General features: G+C 45.2%; 14 protein-coding genes. 7 read left to right on the top strand and 7 right to left on the bottom strand.

Annotated elements, in window-relative coordinates:
• Window positions 1–94: 94 nt before the first annotated feature.
• The gene (locus JO154_RS01020; RefSeq protein ID WP_291941092.1) at window positions 95–343 is read right to left on the bottom strand and encodes a hypothetical protein; all 249 of its coding nucleotides are present in this window, start codon (window positions 341–343) and stop codon (window positions 95–97) included.
• Window positions 344–490: 147 nt separating this feature from the next.
• Window positions 491–1,186, bottom strand: a complete 696-nt coding sequence (locus tag JO154_RS01015; RefSeq protein ID WP_291941090.1) for a LytTR family DNA-binding domain-containing protein — start codon at window positions 1,184–1,186, stop codon at window positions 491–493.
• An 89-nt stretch (window positions 1,187–1,275) separates the two neighbouring features.
• On the opposite strand from JO154_RS01015, the gene JO154_RS01010 reads away from it, so the two are divergent.
• The 6 genes from JO154_RS01010 to JO154_RS00985 all read left to right on the top strand — a co-directional run bounded on the left by JO154_RS01010 (window position 1,276) and on the right by JO154_RS00985 (window position 11,051).
• Window positions 1,276–1,599, top strand: coding sequence for a DUF6660 family protein (locus tag JO154_RS01010; RefSeq protein WP_291941089.1), 324 nt, complete (start codon window positions 1,276–1,278; stop codon window positions 1,597–1,599).
• Between the two features lie 94 nt (window positions 1,600–1,693).
• Window positions 1,694–4,834, top strand: a complete 3,141-nt coding sequence (locus tag JO154_RS01005) for a CusA/CzcA family heavy metal efflux RND transporter (protein ID WP_291941087.1) — start codon at window positions 1,694–1,696, stop codon at window positions 4,832–4,834.
• Window positions 4,831–6,072: a TolC family protein gene (locus JO154_RS01000; RefSeq protein ID WP_291941085.1), complete on the top strand. Its 1,242-nt coding sequence runs from the start codon at window positions 4,831–4,833 to the stop codon at window positions 6,070–6,072. The genes JO154_RS01005 and JO154_RS01000 overlap by 4 nt, the downstream gene beginning before the upstream one ends.
• An 8-nt stretch (window positions 6,073–6,080) precedes the next feature.
• Window positions 6,081–7,253, top strand: a complete 1,173-nt coding sequence (locus JO154_RS00995; RefSeq protein WP_291941084.1) for an efflux RND transporter periplasmic adaptor subunit — start codon at window positions 6,081–6,083, stop codon at window positions 7,251–7,253.
• 33 nt (window positions 7,254–7,286) lie between these two features.
• On the top strand, window positions 7,287–9,266 hold the full coding sequence (locus JO154_RS00990) for a heavy metal translocating P-type ATPase (RefSeq protein ID WP_291941082.1): 1,980 nt from the start codon (window positions 7,287–7,289) through the stop codon (window positions 9,264–9,266).
• Window positions 9,267–9,428: 162 nt separating this feature from the next.
• On the top strand, window positions 9,429–11,051 hold the full coding sequence (locus JO154_RS00985) for a hypothetical protein (protein ID WP_291941080.1): 1,623 nt from the start codon (window positions 9,429–9,431) through the stop codon (window positions 11,049–11,051).
• A 100-nt stretch (window positions 11,052–11,151) separates the two neighbouring features.
• Here the strand turns inward: JO154_RS00985 and nfi are convergent, their stop codons facing one another.
• The 3 genes from nfi to JO154_RS00970 are packed head-to-tail and all read right to left on the bottom strand — an operon-like array spanning window position 11,152 to window position 13,738.
• Window positions 11,152–11,856, bottom strand: a complete 705-nt coding sequence (gene nfi / locus JO154_RS00980; RefSeq protein ID WP_291941079.1) for a deoxyribonuclease V — start codon at window positions 11,854–11,856, stop codon at window positions 11,152–11,154.
• 15 nt (window positions 11,857–11,871) lie between these two features.
• Window positions 11,872–13,071 carry a DUF763 domain-containing protein gene (locus JO154_RS00975; protein WP_291941078.1) on the bottom strand — a complete coding sequence of 400 codons (1,200 nt, stop codon included), beginning with the start codon at window positions 13,069–13,071 and terminating at the stop codon, window positions 11,872–11,874.
• Window position 13,072: 1 nt separating this feature from the next.
• Window positions 13,073–13,738 carry an MgtC/SapB family protein gene (locus JO154_RS00970; protein WP_291941076.1) on the bottom strand — a complete coding sequence of 222 codons (666 nt, stop codon included), beginning with the start codon at window positions 13,736–13,738 and terminating at the stop codon, window positions 13,073–13,075.
• Between the two features lie 434 nt (window positions 13,739–14,172).
• On the opposite strand from JO154_RS00970, the gene JO154_RS00965 reads away from it, so the two are divergent.
• Entirely contained in the window at window positions 14,173–15,954 is a 1,782-nt protein-coding gene (locus JO154_RS00965) for an ABC transporter transmembrane domain-containing protein (protein WP_291941075.1), read from the top strand.
• Between the two features lie 119 nt (window positions 15,955–16,073).
• Here JO154_RS00965 and JO154_RS00960 read toward each other — a convergent pair whose 3' ends face one another.
• Together JO154_RS00960 and JO154_RS00955 are read right to left on the bottom strand one after the other, a co-directional pair.
• On the bottom strand, window positions 16,074–16,547 hold the full coding sequence (locus JO154_RS00960; RefSeq protein WP_291941073.1) for an acyl-CoA thioesterase: 474 nt from the start codon (window positions 16,545–16,547) through the stop codon (window positions 16,074–16,076).
• A 30-nt stretch (window positions 16,548–16,577) separates the two neighbouring features.
• Window positions 16,578–19,064, bottom strand: coding sequence for an outer membrane beta-barrel family protein (locus JO154_RS00955; RefSeq protein WP_291941072.1), 2,487 nt, complete (start codon window positions 19,062–19,064; stop codon window positions 16,578–16,580).
• Window positions 19,065–19,161 lie beyond the last annotated feature (97 nt).

Here is a 19,161-nt window from a genome sequence, read left to right as displayed (position 1 = left end):
ACACAAAAGTGGAGGTTAATAATAAAACTCAAATATTCAGCCCATACTGCACCGGCAGCAGGGCTAAATATTTGAGATATTCTGAAGTTGTATATTATTTACCTGTTGCTGGTTTTTCAGCTTTTTTCTCAGCTTTTTTTGCAGCATGGTGATGCTTATGCATTGCTGCGTGTGCTTTTTTAGTAGTGTCAGCTTTTTCAGTTGCTGGTGCTTTTGCTTCTTTTTTAGCTTCAGGTTTTGCTTCTTTTTTAGCAGGAGCTTTAGTAGGCGCCTGATTTTGCGCGAAAGTTGATACACTCATAAACAACATTGCGGCTGCCAGCAGAATTCCTAATTTTTTCATGACTGTTTCGGATTTGAAGTGAATCAATAATTAATTTCATCCTAAAGGTACATCCGTTCAATACTGCATTTAATTGTAAATGGCTCAACAGGCGGATGCTGTCGGTCAATAAGGAAAAACTGTCGGTGGCCTTTTCAGGCACTGTAATTACAAGAGTCTGAGCCTGCTATTGAGGGCTGCTTTATAGGCGTCTGCGATGGGGATCGCGTTTTTTTGAATAATAATGCTGCCATCTTCAATGGATTCGATTTTGTCGAGGGCAACAATATAGGAGCGATGTACCCGCATAAATTTATTTGCAGGTAGTTTTTCTTCCAATGATTTCAGGGTAGTATGTATCGCATGGAATTTTTGGGCGGTGAAGAGCTTTACATAGTCGCCCATTGCTTCGAGGTAAAGAATCTCATCGGTGCGGATGCGTTTCAGTACGCCATTATCGCGAATGAAAACAAACTCCAGGTCTGATACTTGTATTTCCCGGTTGGAACTGTCGTAGATTTCACGAGCTCTTTCCATGGCCTGGATAAAACGGGCAGGACTCACCGGCTTGATAAGATAATCTGCCACATTCAATTCAAAGGCTTCCACCGCATAATCTTTTTTCACGGTTGTAAAAATGATAATAGGGCCGTTTTTTCCGAGGTTACGGGTGAGTTCAATGCCACTCATGCCTGGCATTTCTATATCCAGTAGCAACAGGTCAATTTTCTCCTTCTGGAAGTAGTTATAGGCTTCCATGGCGCTGCTGCATTCGCCCACTACTTTGAGGTAATCCACATGGCTAGCCAGTTGCTTCATGGCAGTACGGGCCAGTTTATTATCATCTACAATTAAACAATTCATACGGCTAATTTAGGAACAAATCACTATTGCGCAACCAGGATGCAGTTTTTTATAAGGTGAATTTAATTTGTATCTGTATTTTTGTTGAGATGAAGTTATTTATATACATACTCAGCATTTATATCCTGGCGCTATCGTGCATTCCCTGCAACGATGCCGATGCTGCTGTAAATAACCTTATCAAATCTGAGCAACTGACATCCAGTGCTGCTGATCATCATTCCGCACAGCCTGATTTCTGTTCACCGTTGTGCATATGCAGTTGCTGTAACGTGCAAGTAATGCCCGTTACAACTACCTTCCTTGCGGTTTTTCATCCACTAGCCATATATATCTTTCCTAACATCATCCCTACGTTGCAACCTTCTGCAGCGGCTTCCATCTGGCAGCCTCCACGGCCAGTTATAGGTTAATCTTATCTACTCATTTATTCAAACGTATACCCGTTGCTGTTACTTGCAGCAACAGCGGATACCTATGCTAATTAACCCGTAATAATGTCCGTCAATGGATAAAATTATTCTGTTTTCCGTAAGGAATAAACTCGCTATTGCCATATTTACGTTGGCACTGGCCATCTGGGGCATATGGTCCTTAACCCGCCTGCCGGTGGATGCGGTGCCGGATATCACTAATAACCAGGTGCAGGTCATCACATTATCGCCTTCCCTGGCCGCACAGGAAGTGGAACGCCTGATAACCTTCCCCGTAGAACAAACCATGGCAGTGATTCCAGAGCTAAAAGAGGTACGCTCTATTTCCAGGTTCGGCTTATCTGTAGTGACCATCGTTTTCCATGACGATGTAGATATCTATTGGGCCAGGCAGCAGGTAAGTGAAAAGCTGACCGAAGCCCGAAATAATATTCCTCCTGGCATTGGTAACCCTGAAATGTCGCCCATTTCTAGTGGCTTGGGAGAAATCTACCAATATGTAGTCCATCCAAAGAAAGGGTTCGAATCCAAATACGATGCCCGCGAGCTGCGTACCATACAAGATTGGTATGTACGCCGTCAACTGCTAGGAACGCCTGGCATCGCGGAGGTGAATAGCTTCGGGGGGATGCTGAAGCAATATGTGGTGGCCATCAACCCGGATCGGCTCCGTTCTTATAACCTCAGTATTGCAGATGTTTTCAATGCCATAGCCCGCAATAACCAGAACACTGGCGGTGCTTATATCGACAAGAAACCCAATGCTTACTTTATCCGCAGTGAAGGGATGATCGGCAGTCTCTCCGATATTGAAAAGATTGTTGTTAAAAATACCAACAACGGTACACCGATACTGGTGCGGGATGTGGCCACTACTCAGTTGGGAGATGCTATCCGCTACGGCGCCCTTACCCGTAATGCCACGGGAGAAGCTGTTGGTGGCATCGTGATGATGCTGAAAGGAAAGAACTCCAATGAAGTGGTGAAAGCCGTTAAAAAACGTGTGGCGGAAATCCAACAAACTTTACCAGAAGGCGTGGTGATTGAACCATTTTTAGATCGCAGTGATTTCGTGGGAAGGGCCATTGGAACCGTGAAAAAGAACCTGGTAGAAGGTGCACTGATCGTGATTTTCGTGTTGGTGATCTTTTTGGGTAATCTCCGGGCTGGATTGATCGTCGCTTCTGTGATTCCGCTTTCCATGCTCTTTGCCATTACCATGATGCACCTGTTTGGGGTTTCTGGTAACCTGATGAGTTTGGGGGCAATAGACTTCGGATTGATTGTAGATGGCGCAGTGATTATTGTAGAAGCTACGCTGCATCACCTATCCGCCCGACTCAAAGGCAAAGATTCCCTCACGCTGACGCCTGGTGAAATGGATACAGAAGTATTTGAAAGTGCCCGCAGAATCAGGGCAGCGGCTTCTTTCGGGGAAATCATCATATTGATTGTGTACCTGCCCATCCTGGCATTGGTAGGCATTGAAGGAAAGATGTTCCGGCCAATGGCGCAAACCGTTTCCTTTGCGATACTCGGTGCTTTCATTTTCTCGCTTACCTACGTACCAATGATGTCCGCGCTGTGCCTGAGCCGTAACATTCGTAATAAAGAAACGATAGCCGATAAACTGATGCGCTTTTTCCACCGCATCTATGATCCGGTGATTAAAATGGCGCTCAAAGCCCGTTACTGGGTGGTTGGTGGAGCGATCGGACTTTTCGTAGTGGCGTTACTGTTATTTACCCGCATGGGAGGTGAGTTCCTACCTACGTTGGAGGAAGGCGATTTTGCCGTAGAAACCAGATTGCTCACAGGTAGCTCCCTGTCGGAAACCATTGATAAAGTAACCCTGGCATCCAGTATCCTACAGCAAAAGTTCCCGGAAGTGAAGGAGGTTATCGGGAAGATCGGCGCCGCAGAAATTCCAACAGACCCCATGCCAATGGAGGCCTGCGACCTCACTATTCTATTGAAACCGCGTAAAGAATGGACCAGCGCTACCAATAGAGAAGACCTCGCCAATAAAATGCAAGAAGCCTTGGAAGCCATTCCTGGCGTAAGTTTTGGTTTCTCTCAGCCTATCCAGTTGCGTTTTAATGAGCTGATTTCTGGCGTACGACAAGACGTAGGTATTAAGATTTTTGGGGAAGACCTCAATACACTGGCCTCATTGGCCACTCAGGTAAATGGCATCGTCAGCAAGACGCCTGGCGCAAAAGATATTTACCTGGAGCAAATAAATGGCCTACCACAAATTGTAGTACAAATCGATCGCAATAAAGTAGCCCAATACGGATTGGATATTGCCACAATTAATCAAACCGTCAATACCGCATTTGCAGGGCAATCCGCCGGACTGGTATATGAAGGGGAGAAAAGATTTGATCTGGTACTCCGATTGGAAAATCAATCCCGTCAGCAGTTAGAAGATGTAAAGCGTCTATTCGTCACTGCTCCTAATGGCAACCAAATACCACTGGAACAACTAGCCAATATTGAAATGGTGACTGGTCCTAACCAGGTGCAACGAGAAGATGCTAAACGCAGGATCATCGTTGGTTTCAACGTAAGAGGCCGAGATATCGCGAGCGTGGTGGCAGATATTGAACAAGCCATTAGTAAGAAAGTAAAACTCCCTCCAGGCTACTTTATCCGCTATGGAGGACAATTCGAAAACTTACGGGAAGCCAACCAGCGCCTGTCCATTGCAGTACCAGTAGCCCTGCTGCTGATCTTCGGATTGCTATATTTCACTTTCCGCTCTGTAAAACAATCTGCCCTCATTTTCACGGCCATACCAATGGCGGCTATCGGTGGCGTATTTGCACTTTTATTGCGTGGTATGCCTTTCAGTATATCTGCTGGCGTAGGTTTCATTGCATTATTTGGTGTGGCGGTACTGAATGGTATTGTATTGATAGGAGAGTTTAATAATCTCCGCAAAGAAGGGATTTCAGATATCTATGAGATCATACTAAAGGGAACGGCTATACGCTTGCGACCAGTATTGATGACCGCCAGCGTAGCCTCCTTGGGCTTCCTGCCAATGGCGCTGGCCACCAGCGCGGGAGCAGAGGTACAGCGGCCATTGGCTACAGTGGTGATAGGTGGATTGATTACCTCCACCTTGTTGACATTGCTGGTATTGCCCTGCCTATATCTATTTTTTGAACAGGGATTTTTCCCTAAACGTAAAAATGCAGCATCATGAATCGAATCATATTAATACTGCTATTTCCATTTTATGCCAGTGCCCAGGAAAAAACCTGGACCATGCAACGGGCGGTGGATATGGCTTTGACGCAGAATAAAGGATTGAAATCTGCCGATGCGAAAGTGAACTATTACCGTCAAATGGTACCTGTCAGCGGAGAGATCGGAAAAACGGATGTGGCACTGCAATATGGCCAGTATAACAGTTATGTGAAGAATGATAATAACATCAGCATTTCACAGACGATACCATTTCCTACCACTTTTGCCGCTAAAAAGAAACTGGGCGAATCCATGGTGGAAGAAGCAAAGTTTCTCAAAGTGTCCACCCGCAATGATTTGGTGTACCAGGTGAAGGAATCTTGGTTGCAGTTGCTGTTCCTGAAGGAACAACGCCAACTCTTACTGCAACAAGATAGTCTCTTCGGATCTTTTGCTAAAAGTGCTGATCTGCGTTATCGCACGGGCGAAACCAAAATGTTGGAGAAAACTGCTGCGGATGCTCGCAAGCAGGAAGTCATGAACCTGCTCCGGCAAAACCAGGCGGATAACAGGATTTATATCGCTCGCCTGAAAGCCTTGCTGGGAGTGGCTGATAGCACCATGCTTCCTGAAATGCAAGAAGGTGGATTATCTGATGTCTCCCTACAATTATATACAGATACTGCTGCTGTTGCGGCACATCCTTATCTCCGCTACCTGCAGCAACAGGTGATCACCGCGGAAAAGCAGCAACAAGTGTATGCAGCGGCCATACTACCGGATATTACATTAGGGTATTTTAACCAGTCACTCATCGGTACACCGGTGAATGCTAGCGGCGCCCCGTTAGCTACTGGCAGCAATCGTTTCCAGGGAATCCAAGTAGGATTGGCACTGCCCCTCTGGGCAAGGCCGCTGAAAGCAAAAGTAAAAGCGGAGAAACAACAACAGGAAGCGGCCCATCTCAGCTATGAGAATGGAGCTATTCAGTTGAAAAGTCAGTTCGTGCAGGCATTGCAGCAATATGCGAAGCAAATGGATAACCTGGAATATTATCATAACACGGCACTTCCCAATGCAGCGCTCATCTTAAAACAATCCCAACTAGCCTATAACGCTGGCGAGATTGGCTATGCAGAACATTTCCTCAACCTGGAGCAGGTGTTGGGCATCCGTCAGGGATACCTGAAAGCCTTGCTGGATAACAAACAGGCCGCCTGTTATATCACGTATCTCTCCGGAAATCAACAATAAATAATGACATGATGAAAATAAATAAATATATATACATTCCCGTTAGTTTGTTCGCAACGGTGATGCTGTTGTCTTGCGGCAGCAAAAAAGAAACCACCGGCCAATCTCATGAAGATCATGATGAGTCGCCGGATCAGGTGGAAGTTACGTCTACACAGTATCGTACGGCAGGGATTACCCTGGGTACGCCTGAATGGAAAGAGATTAGCAGTGCTATCAAAGTGAATGGATTGCTAGACGTACCGCCACAACAACAGGTGAGTGTATCGGTGCCAATGGGCGGATTTATTCGTCAAACTAGCCTCCTGCAAGGGATGCCGGTTAAGAAGGGGCAGGTAATAGCAGTTTTGGAAAATCTTGACTATATTCAGTTACAGCAAGATTACCTGGAAACTAAAAGTCAACTCGAATATGCTACCGCGGAATATCTGCGTCAGCAGGAGCTGGCCAAAGAAAACGTTAATGCGCTGAAAACCCTGCAACAAACGAAAGCCACCTGGCAATCGCTCACAGTGAAGGAAAAAGCGTTGAAAGAAAAGCTGGCAGTATTGAATGTAAATATGAATGCGTTGGCGAAAAATGAAATCCAGCGGACCATCAATATTTTCGCGCCTATCAGCGGATATGTTACGCAGGTAAACGTAAACTTGGGCCAATCTGTGACGCCTGCAGATGTGCTGTTCCGGATCGTCAATACGGAACATTTGCATGCGGAACTGACGGTGTTCGAAAAAGATGTACCTCGACTCAAAATAGGCCAGCAGGTGAATTTCACATTGGCAAATGAGCGTAAACCCAGGAAGGCAACTGTACACTTGATAGGCCGGGAAATCAGCAATGACCGCACTATCCGGGTACATTGTCATTTGACGGAAGAGGATACACAACTACTGCCAGGAACTTATCTGCAGGCGGTGATTGAGACGGGAGCTGCGAAAGTAAAAGCATTACCAGAAGCTGCTGTCGTGAACTTTGAGAATAAGAATTACGTTTTTGCTAGGACGCAGGTGCAAGACAGCATCTTCGCCTTCAAAATGATTGAGGTGCAGAAAGGTAATACAGAAGCGGGTTACACGGAAGTGGGTTTCCCCGCAGGCGCTCCGGAAACAGACCTGGTAGTACGCGGTGCATATGATCTGCTGGCGAAAATGAAGAACAGCGGAGAACATGAAGGTCATTAAATAAATTTCTAAGGCAGTATTAAACGAATGCATATGTCAAACGATAGTCGTTATACGAAAAATAAGGTGGCTGTTGCCAGCATGGAGGCAACGCACGATCACGCCCATGCCGATGATCATGAAGGCCATGCTCATGGCGACTCCAACGCCATCTGGTGGAAAACACCCGCATTCATTGCTTGCTTGGTGAGTCTAGTATTGTTGCTCACAGGAGTTGTGCTGGATAGTATTTGGGAGGAATTTAAAGGTTACTTTCGGCTAGGATTCTACCTGGTGGCCTATTTACCAGTGGCTTTACCTGTCATTACCAATGCCTGGCGTACTTTGATCAAAGGGGATGTTTTCAGCGAATTTCTACTGATGACTATCGCTACGGTGGGTGCATTTTATATTGGCCAATATCCAGAAGGCGTGGCGGTGATGCTGTTTTATGCTATCGGGGAAGTATTCCAGGATGCGGCGGTGAGTCGTGCGAAATCCAATATCAAAGAATTACTGGATCAGCGTCCGGACGAGGTGAGTATTATGAAAAATGGTATCCTGCAGCGCCAGCAGGCCGCTGCCGTGATGCCGGGGGCCATTATCCAGTTGAAGCCGGGCGAGAAACTGGCCCTGGATGGAAAGCTGGTATCCGACAAAGCATCGTTTAATACTGCTGCATTAACAGGTGAAAGTAAGCCTGATACGATGGTTAAGGGAGACACGGTTCTGGCGGGCATGATCAATCTCAACACAGTAGCGGATGTGGAGGTCACCACGCTGTATGCCGATAGTAAGTTGTCGCGCATACTGGAATTGGTACAGGATGCCACAGCGCAGAAAGCCCCTACAGAATTATTCATCCGTAAGTTTGCCCGTATATACACGCCAGCTATGGTTTTCCTGGCGGTTGCCATTTGTTTGCTACCCTACTTTTTTGTGGAGCACTATAACTTCAACGAGTGGCTGTATCGCGCATTGATTTTCCTGGTTATTTCTTGTCCTTGTGCTTTGGTGATTTCCATACCACTGGGCTATTTCGGAGGAATTGGCGCTGCCAGTCGCAATGGTATTCTCTTCAAGGGAAGCAATTACCTGGACGTGATGGCGGGTATTAAGAATGTAGTGATGGATAAGACGGGAACTCTTACCCGTGGTGTTTTTGCTGTTCAGGAAGTAATACTGCAATCAGGATTTACAGCAGAAGAACTACTACCGATGGTGAATGCACTAGAAGGAAAGTCGACGCATCCTGTGGCCACTGCCATTCGTGAGTATCTTGGAGAAAAGGTGTTGCCACTAGAAGTAACGGATGTAGAAGAGATAGCTGGTCATGGACTACGGGGCAGGGTACAAGGGAAAGACTTGCTGGTAGGTAATTTACGTTTATTGCAAAAGTTCAATATACCTTATGACACTGCTGCAGCAGATATTCCGTTGACAATAGTCGCCGTGGCAGTAGATGGCCATTATGCCGGACTGATTACCATTGCTGATGAGATCAAAGCCGATGCAAAAGCTGCTGTGGCAGCCCTCGCCGAAATGCAGATCAATACTGTGATGCTATCCGGAGATAAAAACAACGTGGTGAAATATGTAGCGGAGAAACTTGGATTGCAAGAAGCTTATGGTGATTTGTTGCCGGAAGATAAAGTGAATAAGGTGAAAACCATCAAGGCCGAAAAAGGCAGTGTGGCTTTTGTGGGAGATGGCGTGAATGATGCGCCGGTAATTGCCCTCAGCGATGCGGGTATTGCCATGGGAGGCTTGGGAAGTGATGCCGCCATTGAAACCGCGGATATTGTGATTCAAAACGACCAGCCTTCTCGTATACCCATGGCCGTGAGGATTGGTAAAGCTACCAAGAAAATCGTTTGGCAGAATATCACCCTTGCCTTCGTGGTGAAAGGACTGGTACTGTTACTAGGCGCCGGCGGCTTGGCTACTATGTGGGAAGCCGTTTTTGCGGATGTGGGTGTGGCATTGATCGCCATACTGAATGCCGTGCGCATTCAACGGCAACGGTTTGAGTAGGCTGGTTGCACGCAGAGATGCAAAGTTTTGAAATACAAAGGCGCAAAGAAATTTGATAGCGTCAAATTTCTTTGCGCCTTTTGCTTCCATGGCACCTTTGGATGCAAAAATATTATCAGGTTATTATTTTTTATATATTTGAAAATAATAATCTATAAAAAGATGAAATATATCAGCAGCTTGCTGGCCCTTATCCTGTGTTATGCCTTGGCCGTGAATGGTCAGAATCCTACTGTAGCATTGAGCAATGAGTTTGAGCAACCGGGGGATGGTTGGGATAAACTATTACAATTGAAGAATGGGAATACCTGCTATCTCCACTTTTCTCGTGATGCCGGTTTGGAAGTAAGGATGTACGACCGGAAACGGTTACAGACGGTCATGGATACAGTCCATACGCAATTATGGAATAGTAGTGATCTGGAGAATACGGAAATAGATGCTATCTACCAGATCAATGGGCAACCAGTGATCTTCCTGCAACAGTTGGTGAAGGATATACCGGTGGTGTTTCGATTGGTGTTGGATGAAAATACCGGAAGGTTGATTAAAGAAGACAAACTGGGAGAGCTGCCATCTGTGCGAAATAAAACCATGTTTGCGCAGTATAATGAAGCCTCGCATGATTGTTTTGTAGAAAAGGACCAGCGCAGCGATTATTATGCAGTAGCCTTATTTTCCGGAACGGAAATACAACCAGGAGAAAATGAACAGCGTCGGATATTTGTGTATCATTTCTCGCCAGATCATCAACTGATTAACACGGGTTATTTCTATATGCAGGATGCCACTTTCAGCTACTTCAGTTATATCCACATGGCAGTAGATGGCGAGAAAAAAGTGTACATGGCTACCACAGGGTTTAATAATCGCCGTAAAAATGGAGATGCTCAGTCAAAAGTAGTCTTCAGTATCCTCGGACGTGATTCCACTGCCTTTGCGCACAATGTCATTCCGTATACTTTCAATTATAACCAGGTGAGCGGATTAGTAAAAGTGGTGCCCGCGTTCCGTGAGATAAGACTATTATTGCATGTACCCTCAGAACGCAAAAGTAGTAACAGTGGAACGTTAATGAATATTTTTACGGAAGACGGAAAGCTCCGCAAGCACCCTGTACTCAGTTATCCAGAGCTTAGTCGGAACGTCGAAATGAACTTGAACTACAAAGATAAGTACGACGGTATTCCTCAAAACTGGATCATTAATAATGACGGCAGCAGTACCATCATGTTAGAGAATCTAAGTTACTTCAAGCAAGGGAATAACCAGATCATGAACTTGCACACCAATATGGGAGATGCAGGCGTAGCAGAACTGGATACCCTCGGCAAAGAAGATGCTACATGGTCTCTCGGCAAATACCAGGTAATTACTGGTACCTGTCAACCTTTCTTCCAGCATCGGAGGAGTAAAAGCGAATGGAGTTTCCGTAACAAAATCGCGGCACTGAACTTGAATACCTATGTATCATACGACTTTGTAAATTTCCCGGATCTAACGTTTATGCTCTTTAATGACTACCTCCAATACCTTGACACAGGCGGTGGCGACAAAACAAAGAAGCCATTGAAGTTTGCGGATGATGCCAACTTCGTTTGTTATCGCTATTACAATAAGAAGATAGAGAGATTGTATTTGTTTGGACAGCCGGAGGTTTCCAAGCGCTATGCCTGTATGCTGGGTGCATCGGATTATAATGATAAATCCCGTGTATACGCCACTGTTATGCTCTCCAGGATAGGAACCGTAAAGAAGGCGGCTATAGCCTGGATACAGTTTTAATGATATTATTCGCAAAGGCGCAAAGCAACAAAGCATGCAATTGAATACTGTTAATTCAGATGCTTTGCGTCTATTACCTTTCTTTGTGTCTTTGCGTGAACTACTTCCGCATCTCGCTATAACCTTCCTGCAGCGTGCCTAAACGAAATTGGTTCACCATATTATGCGCCAGGCGCGTAGGTTCTGGCAGGCGGTATTTGGTAACGCATTTTTGAATGAGTTCCCGAGAGTCTGTAATATCCATCAGGTGTCCTGGCGACACGAATACGGGCTTCACATTGGTTTTAGTACGTAGTACACTGCCCAAAGGAGCACCTTGTTTGTCATTTAGTAAAGTAAAGCTGCCAGCCTCATTGGCAGGTTCCTCATAGACGCCGAATAATTTCTTTTTGGCACATCCTAGCGCCGGTTTTTCCACCTGCACACCAAAATGCGCTGCAATGCCCATTCTGCGGGGATGCGCAATCCCATGGCCATCTACTACAATTACATCTGGAATGATTTTCAACTGTTCCCATGCATCCAGTAGCGCGGGTACTTCCCTGAAAGCCAGGTAGCCAGGCACATATGGGAAATGCACTTCTTTCTTAACAAGACTGTAGGCCACTAGCTGTAAATCTGGAAAGGAGAGTAGCACTATGCCTGCAAATACATGCGTACTGAACTTGTCAAAAGAAATATCTGTACCTGCAATGTATTTGATAGGGCCCGTGTAAGGCTGTATAATCACGTCTTCCTTCAGTTCTTTTTGCAGCACGGTAGCTTGCGGAACACTCAACGAATTGTAGTCTATCTTTCTGAACACTGGAATATATTATGGTTAAAACAGAGAGAGCTGGTCTCCGGCAACTGGGGCTGCGGCTTTCCCGAAGACGGTTCTGCCGCTGTGGCGCCAGGAATTTCGTCTTTCTTCTTCAATCAATTTATCAAAATTGGTGTTGGGTACAAAATTCTTTTCAATCTCCGCAGACATGGCGGATAATTTATTGATAGCATCCTTCTTATCGGAAGCGCCTATTTTTGCTTTGTACAGGGCATCCTTTAAAGTAGAAATGGTTTCATCATAAATTTTGAGCGGTACTGGAAACGGATGACCGTCTTTGCCGCCATGTGCAAATGAAAACCTGGCAGGATCTTCAAAGCGAGAAGGTGTACCATGAATGACTTCACTCACTAAAGTCAAGGATTGTAAAGTACGTGGGCCTACGCCTTCCAGCATCAAGAGGGATTCGAAGTCCTGCGGGCGTGTGTCATAGGCTAATGCCAGCACGCTTCCCAGGCGTTTCAGATTTACATTTTCCGCCCTTACTTCATGATGAGAGGGCATTATCAGATTTCGGATTTCAGGCAATAGATGCGCTGGTTTCTCCTTCAGTAAGTTCATGATACCTTGTTTCGTGGTATCCGCATGAAGATCTGTAAGGTTGAGAATCTGGCCTTGGTTTTTGCCGTAGATGAAGGAGTGTGGTGCGGCGGTATACGATTGGAATGCGGTGGAATGCCAGTGATATCTACGCGCCATACTGCTGGCATCATTCATCCCTTGTTGCACCACTGCCCATTCACCCGTAGCGGAGAGAATGAAGCTATGGAGGTAAAGTTGGAAACCGTCTTGGATGGCGGTGTTATCCACTTTTGCCGTCATCTTGCTGCTATAAATCAACTGATCTCCGGGGAGCCCAGTTTTATCTGCAATGATACGTAGTTCGTTGGGTGTTTCTTTACTGTGTTTACCTTTCCCACCGCAGATATAAATACCCAGTTCCGCAGAACGGGGATTGATGGCTTTTTTGAGTGCCCCCATAACACTGGTGGTAATACCGCTGGAGTGCCAGTCCATCCCTAACACACATCCCAATGCTTGAAACCAGCAGGGATCGCTCATACGGCGCAGGAATTCCCCCTGGCCGTAGTCCATTATGATGGCTTCTGTGATGGCGCCGCCCAAAAGGCTCATGCGCCTAGCCAACCATTGTGGCACATGCCCATAATGTAAAGGCAAATCAGCATGCGATGGCATATTACAAAGGATTATTTTGTACCTGGTATTGCCAGATGTTGCTATTTTTAAAAAGGTAGTTATCCAATTTATCCATTTTCTCTTTGCGTCCACGCACAACGAAACTAACTTCCATCATCAGCTCTTTTCTTACAATTAACAAGCGTTCATATTTCAGTTTCAAATCTACCAACTGGTGTTCTATCTCAGTGTAGGGGATTTTATCTTCGTAAAAATAAATGGTATAAAGTCGTTTGTCATTTATATTGGCGATGTATTCCTCGATATATTTCATCATCAAGAGCACTACTATAGCACCGCAAAGGGCGAAGGTTGCCAACCAGTACTGACTCATACCGATAGCCATACCCATGGCTGTGGCGATCCAGATACTGGCTGCCGTAGTAATGCCATCTATTGCAAATTCCCCTTTGAAAATTACCCCTGCACCAATGAAACCAACACCAGTAAGAATGTTGGAAGCCACACGGTCTGGACTACCAGGATTTCCCAATTCTGCTGAGAGAATGGTGAAGACGGTAGCACTCATACAAATGAGGGTCATGGTGCGCATACCTGCTGCCTTACGTTTGAACTCTCTTTCCAAGCCTATTATGGCGCCCATTACCAATGATAATAGCACTTTTAGGATCTGATCTTCCCGGATAATTTCTACGATTTGTTTCATGCGTTATGGTCTGTTACAAATTTAGGGTTGAATAGCTTCTAATTTAGTTTTATTTTAGCAGACACATGATATGAAGTCCCTCTTATTCGGAATATTATTTTTCGCTATTCCCGCTGTAGCCCAAGTAAAGCTTTGCACCAAATATCTTCCCATATGCACCACTCATAATTTTTTTTCTACCTATTAAACATTTTGGGCCACTGTTCGTTATATATGGAACACATTTTGAAATAACCATTAGCAATAAAATCTATTATATGAAATTATTCCTATATAAGTTGTTTATGGCAGTCAGCCTCGCTGCAATTATGAGCCTGTTAGTTTACTCGTGTACAATCAGTGGAAATTAAGCATATGAAATATTTGGTCGTTTGAATGCAATATCTTTGCTTCGTAATCGTCTTCCACTTATGTGAAACCAATAGCACAGATACATGCAAAACGACACGAATAACACCCCGGTGCAGCAGCCACCTGCCCTCAAATTAGCATCCCTGAAGAAATCATTACGTTTGTTCCGTTATGTTAAACCTTATTGGCCACAATTCGCCCTGGGCCTAATGTTTCTTCTTGTTTCTAGCCTGGCCGGCCTGGCATTCCCTAAATTACTCGGCAACCTTATCAAACCAGAGAATAGAGGTGTACTCTTCCATGGAATGAACCATTCTGCTGTTCTTTTAGTGGCTTTATTGGTCGGACAATCTGTTTTTTCTTTCTTCCGTATTCTACTTTTTGTGAATGTTACGGAGAAAACCCTGGCCACATTGAGGCAGACTGTCTACAGCCACCTCATCAAACTGCCAATGAAGTTTTTCCTGGAAAGGAGAGTAGGCGAACTGAGTAGCCGCATTTCAGCGGATATTTCCTCCCTACAGGAAACGTTCACCACTACCTTAGCTGAATTCATCCGGCAGATGATCATGATTATAGGTGGTATTACCATTCTCGCGATAACCGCTCCCAAATTAACCGTCTTTATGTTGGCTATCCTTCCACTAATGATGGTGCTGGCAGTGGTATTCGGGAAATTCATCCGTAAGTTTTCAAAGCAGGTACAAGAACTCGTGGCTTCTTCCAATACAGTAGTAGAAGAAACCCTGGCAGGTATTCTCAACGTAAAGGCTTTTGCCAACGAGTTTTTTGAAATAGCCCGTTATAAATCCCGCACCAATGAGGCCGCACGTGTCGGTATCAAAGGTGGTAAGTATCGTGGGGCCTTTTCTTCTTTTATCATCCTGGGTATCTTTGGAGCGCTGGTAGCTGTAATGTGGAGAGGTGTCTCCCTTAATATTCCTCCAGCAGACCTCATGACTTTCCTATTGTACTCTGTATTCATCGCAGGCTCCGTAGCGGGATTAGCAGAAGTATATACCAATCTGCAAAAGAGTATCGGCGCTACGGAACATCTGCTGGAAATCCTCGACGAACCAGTGGAAGAACTGACGCCTGTTACTTCCATCCCAGCAGAAAACCAACTGGATGGCAGTATTAGCTTCCGCAATATATCTTTCCATTATCCTTCCCGTCCGGATCTGACCATCATGAATGATGTGTCTTTTGAGGTTTCGCCAGATCAGAAAGTAGCCTTGGTAGGACCAAGCGGCGCTGGTAAATCCACCATCGTGTCATTACTGCTTCGTTTTTACGATCCTGTTAAGGGTGAGATTTGTTTCGACGGCCGTCCGGGTAGCAGCATACCGTTATCAGAGCTGCGTAGCCAGATGGCAGTAGTGCCACAAGACGTATTCCTCTTTGGTGGTACTATCCGAGAAAATATTGCGTACGGTAAACCAGACGCCTCTGACGAGGAACTGCAAGCTGCTGCTATCAAGGCCAATGCCTGGGAATTTATTCAACGCTTCCCGAACGGACTAGATACAGTAGTAGGCGAACGTGGTATTCAACTCTCCGGTGGGCAACGCCAGCGTGTGGCCATCGCTAGAGCGGTACTGAAGAATCCACGTATACTTATTTTGGACGAGGCAACTTCCGCACTGGACTCCGAGTCTGAAAAACTGGTACAAGATGCGCTGGACAAACTGATGGAAGGTCGTACTTCAATTGTAATTGCCCACCGACTGGCAACCGTAAGAGAAGCGGATAAAATTATTGTACTGGATAAAGGACGCATCGTGGAATCAGGTACCCACTGGGAATTGATAGAAATGGAAGGTGGATTATACCGTACCTTAAGTGAGATGCAGTTCAGCAGTTAATATTAAAAAAAAGCTCCTGCCTGTCGTCCCTGCCCAGCGGGCAGGGACGACGAAAAAAACAAAAAACGGATGGACGTCGCAGACGTCCATCCGTTTTTTTATACAGGTTTCTTTCTTATTTATAAATAAGGTTTCATCTCTTCATCGATGTCTTTTCTTAAGTCCATTAGCTTTTTAGCATAGGCTTCCAGGTTGATTTCACTTTCTGTTCGAGGAACCCATTTCGGAACAGGAATGGTTTTTCCATGATCATCTACCGCTGCAAACACCATTACACAGTGCGTGGTCTTGGTTTTCGTCTGTTGGCGCGGATTCCCCGCGAAAACGTCTACGGATATATGCATACTAGTATTACCGGTATATATAATGTTCGCGGTAATCTCCACCAGGTCGCCAATTAGGATGGGCTTAAAAAAACGAATGCCGCCCACATATACTGTGACCGCATATTGACCACTCCAATTAGCTGCACAGGTATAACCTGCTTGGTCTATCCATTTCATCACAGAGCCCCCGTGTACCTTTCCTCCGAAATTCACATCTGAGGGCTCTGCTAGAAATCTTAATGTAATAGTGTGATAGATGGAATCCATAGTTTTAAGTTATGGACACCAAATTACAAATTAATAATTATCTCCTCCACCCATATCTCCGTTATTCTCCTGTTTGCCGTTTTTACGCTTAAACAGTTTTGTGTCCATCTTTCCGAAACGCCATACAGCATTCAGTCGTAGCTCGCGTGTCAGGCGTTTGCGGTAGTTCTCCTGGTCGGAGAAAGAGGTAGTTGTATAGCTGAGATTTCTGTCGGTATTAAAGATATCGTTGACGCCGAGGGATACGGTGAGTGCTTTGTTTTTCAGCATATCCTTTTTAATGGCGGCATCTATTGACCATTTCGGCATTTTTTCTCCCTGTGGCAAAATCTGTTTGGATTCATATTCGCCATTTACCTGGAAGGTCAGGTTCCATGGGAGTTTGGTGGTGCTATTCAGTTTACCGAACCAAGTGAAACCTTGATTGGTCAGACTGTTATCGCCTTGTGTGGCATTGATTTTTGTTTGTGCCAGGTTAGCATTGGCGGTAATATCCCAGCCTTTGGTGACCTGTGTACGAACGGTGAACTCACCACCATAGGAATTACGAGAACTGGCGTTGATAGGGTAAGACAACAATACATGTTGCTGCTGTCCGTTCAATGTCAGTACGGTATCCTGGTAAAAATCAGTGATGGCATGCTCCGTATTGCGGTAATAAATAGATACGAGCAGGTTCACTCTTCTGTTGAAATCCTTCAGATAAGAGAATTCAAAAGAGTTGGTAAACTCCGGACTCAATGAAGGATTACCAGTGCTGGCGGATTGTCCGTTATAATCCATAGTAGGCAACAGATCCCTGAACCAAGGACGACGGATACGGCGACTATAATTCAGTTGCAGTTCATTGTCTCCTTTCAGTTTCTGGGACAGAAACAGGCTAGGGAATAGGCTTACAGGATAATCCACTTTGTAAGACTGGTATTTGCCAAGGAAAGATTCTCCTTTATAGAAAGATTGTTCCGCCCTTAAGCCCACCTGGTAGCCAAAGTTATCAATGGCGCCAGTATAAGTGGCATAAGCGGCGTTGATCTGCTCAGAGTATTTGTAGTTGCTCGACAAAGAAGAATCCAGTTTGAAATCACTTCCTGGATAATTCAAGCCATACATATTTGTATAGCTGGTGAATTGACGAGTATTGGTACGTAAGCCTGCTTCGATTTTGGATTTCTCTGTGATCGGATTTACGTAATCCACTTGGCCGGTGAGGTAAGTGGTATTGCCGCCACCAGTACCATTTCGGAGCTGTGGAATCGGATTGAAGAAATCGTCACCTTTCAGATCGTGATATTGCAGCGAGAAGTTGGAGGTATTATCGCTGGTGGCATAGTTATAGGTGAAGTCGGCCGTCAGTTCGTGGCCTTCTTTCGCGAAGTTGTGTTTGTAACCTACCTGCGTGCTATAATTACGAAATCCATTTTTGGAATTATTGATACCGGTACCATAGCGCACTTTCTGTTGGTTAATATCGCTTTCATTTACCGTTTGATCGTTGAAGTTATTGAAGTTACCACCAGTCAGGTTTTCTGAGATGCTGATGGTATTGCGGTTGTCAATGAACCAATCAAATCCGATACGACCATTCTGAAAACGGCGGTAGAAGTCGCCGCTCTGGAGTTGTTCCGTATACGTGGTGGTATCTTTCCCAATATTTTTGCGGAACAAACGACTGTTCATTGGCGATACCCTGTTACGGAAATTGTAATTGACAAAGAAGTTGAATTTTTGCTGGCGCATGTTGAAATCCACGCCGCCATTGGAGCTTCCGAGGTTAGTGCCACCGGCAGACAACATACCGTTGATACCTGCTTTTTTATTTTTCTTCAACACGATATTCAAGATACCACTCATACCTTCCGCATCATATTTCGCAGAGGGGTTGGTAACTACTTCAATTTTATCAATCGCATCGGCGGGGATTTGATCGAGGGTAAGTGTAGTAGGGCGGCCATCTACGAAGATGGTAGGCGTACCGTTACGAACCGTTACGTTTCCGTCTATGTCTACGTTTACGGAAGGCACTTGTTTCATTACATCGGTGGCGGTACCGCCGATGCTGGAAAGATTTTTATCTACGTTGAAGACGCGTTTATCTATGGCCATCGTGTAGGCCGGTTTTTCACCGACTACATTTACCGCATTGAGGGTTTTAGTATTAGATTTCAATTTGATATTACCTACATCTACGTTATTGCTTTTTGCACTGAGTACGGCCGACTTATACACCGTTTCATACCCAATGAAATTGATACGCAGCAGGTATTTGCCCTGTGGGAGTGTCTCGAAGGAGAAGTCGCCATTGGGTTTAGACAGCATACCGGTGACCACGGCCGAATCGGCTTTCAATACAGCCACAGACGCATATTCCACAGGTTTTCCTGTTTGTGCATCTAATAGTTTACCGTAGAGAGACCCGTTGTTATCGCCCTGCTGTTTTCCCCCTGTGTGTTGCTGGGCGTAGGTTGACAAATGTGACAATAAGATCCATCCTGTTAAGAGCAAAATAATTTTTCTCATAATACAATACTAGCTTCCAACATTTTATAGCGGGCATAAAGTTAGTCGTAATCGAACTGAAAAATCGTTTTTTTAGGGATGAATGGTGTATGAAATA

This window comes from Chitinophaga sp., assembly GCF_019236475.1.
GTDB lineage: Bacteria > Bacteroidota > Bacteroidia > Chitinophagales > Chitinophagaceae > Chitinophaga.
Note: the sequence above shows the minus strand (reverse complement) of the source record. Positions and strands in the feature narration are given on the sequence as shown.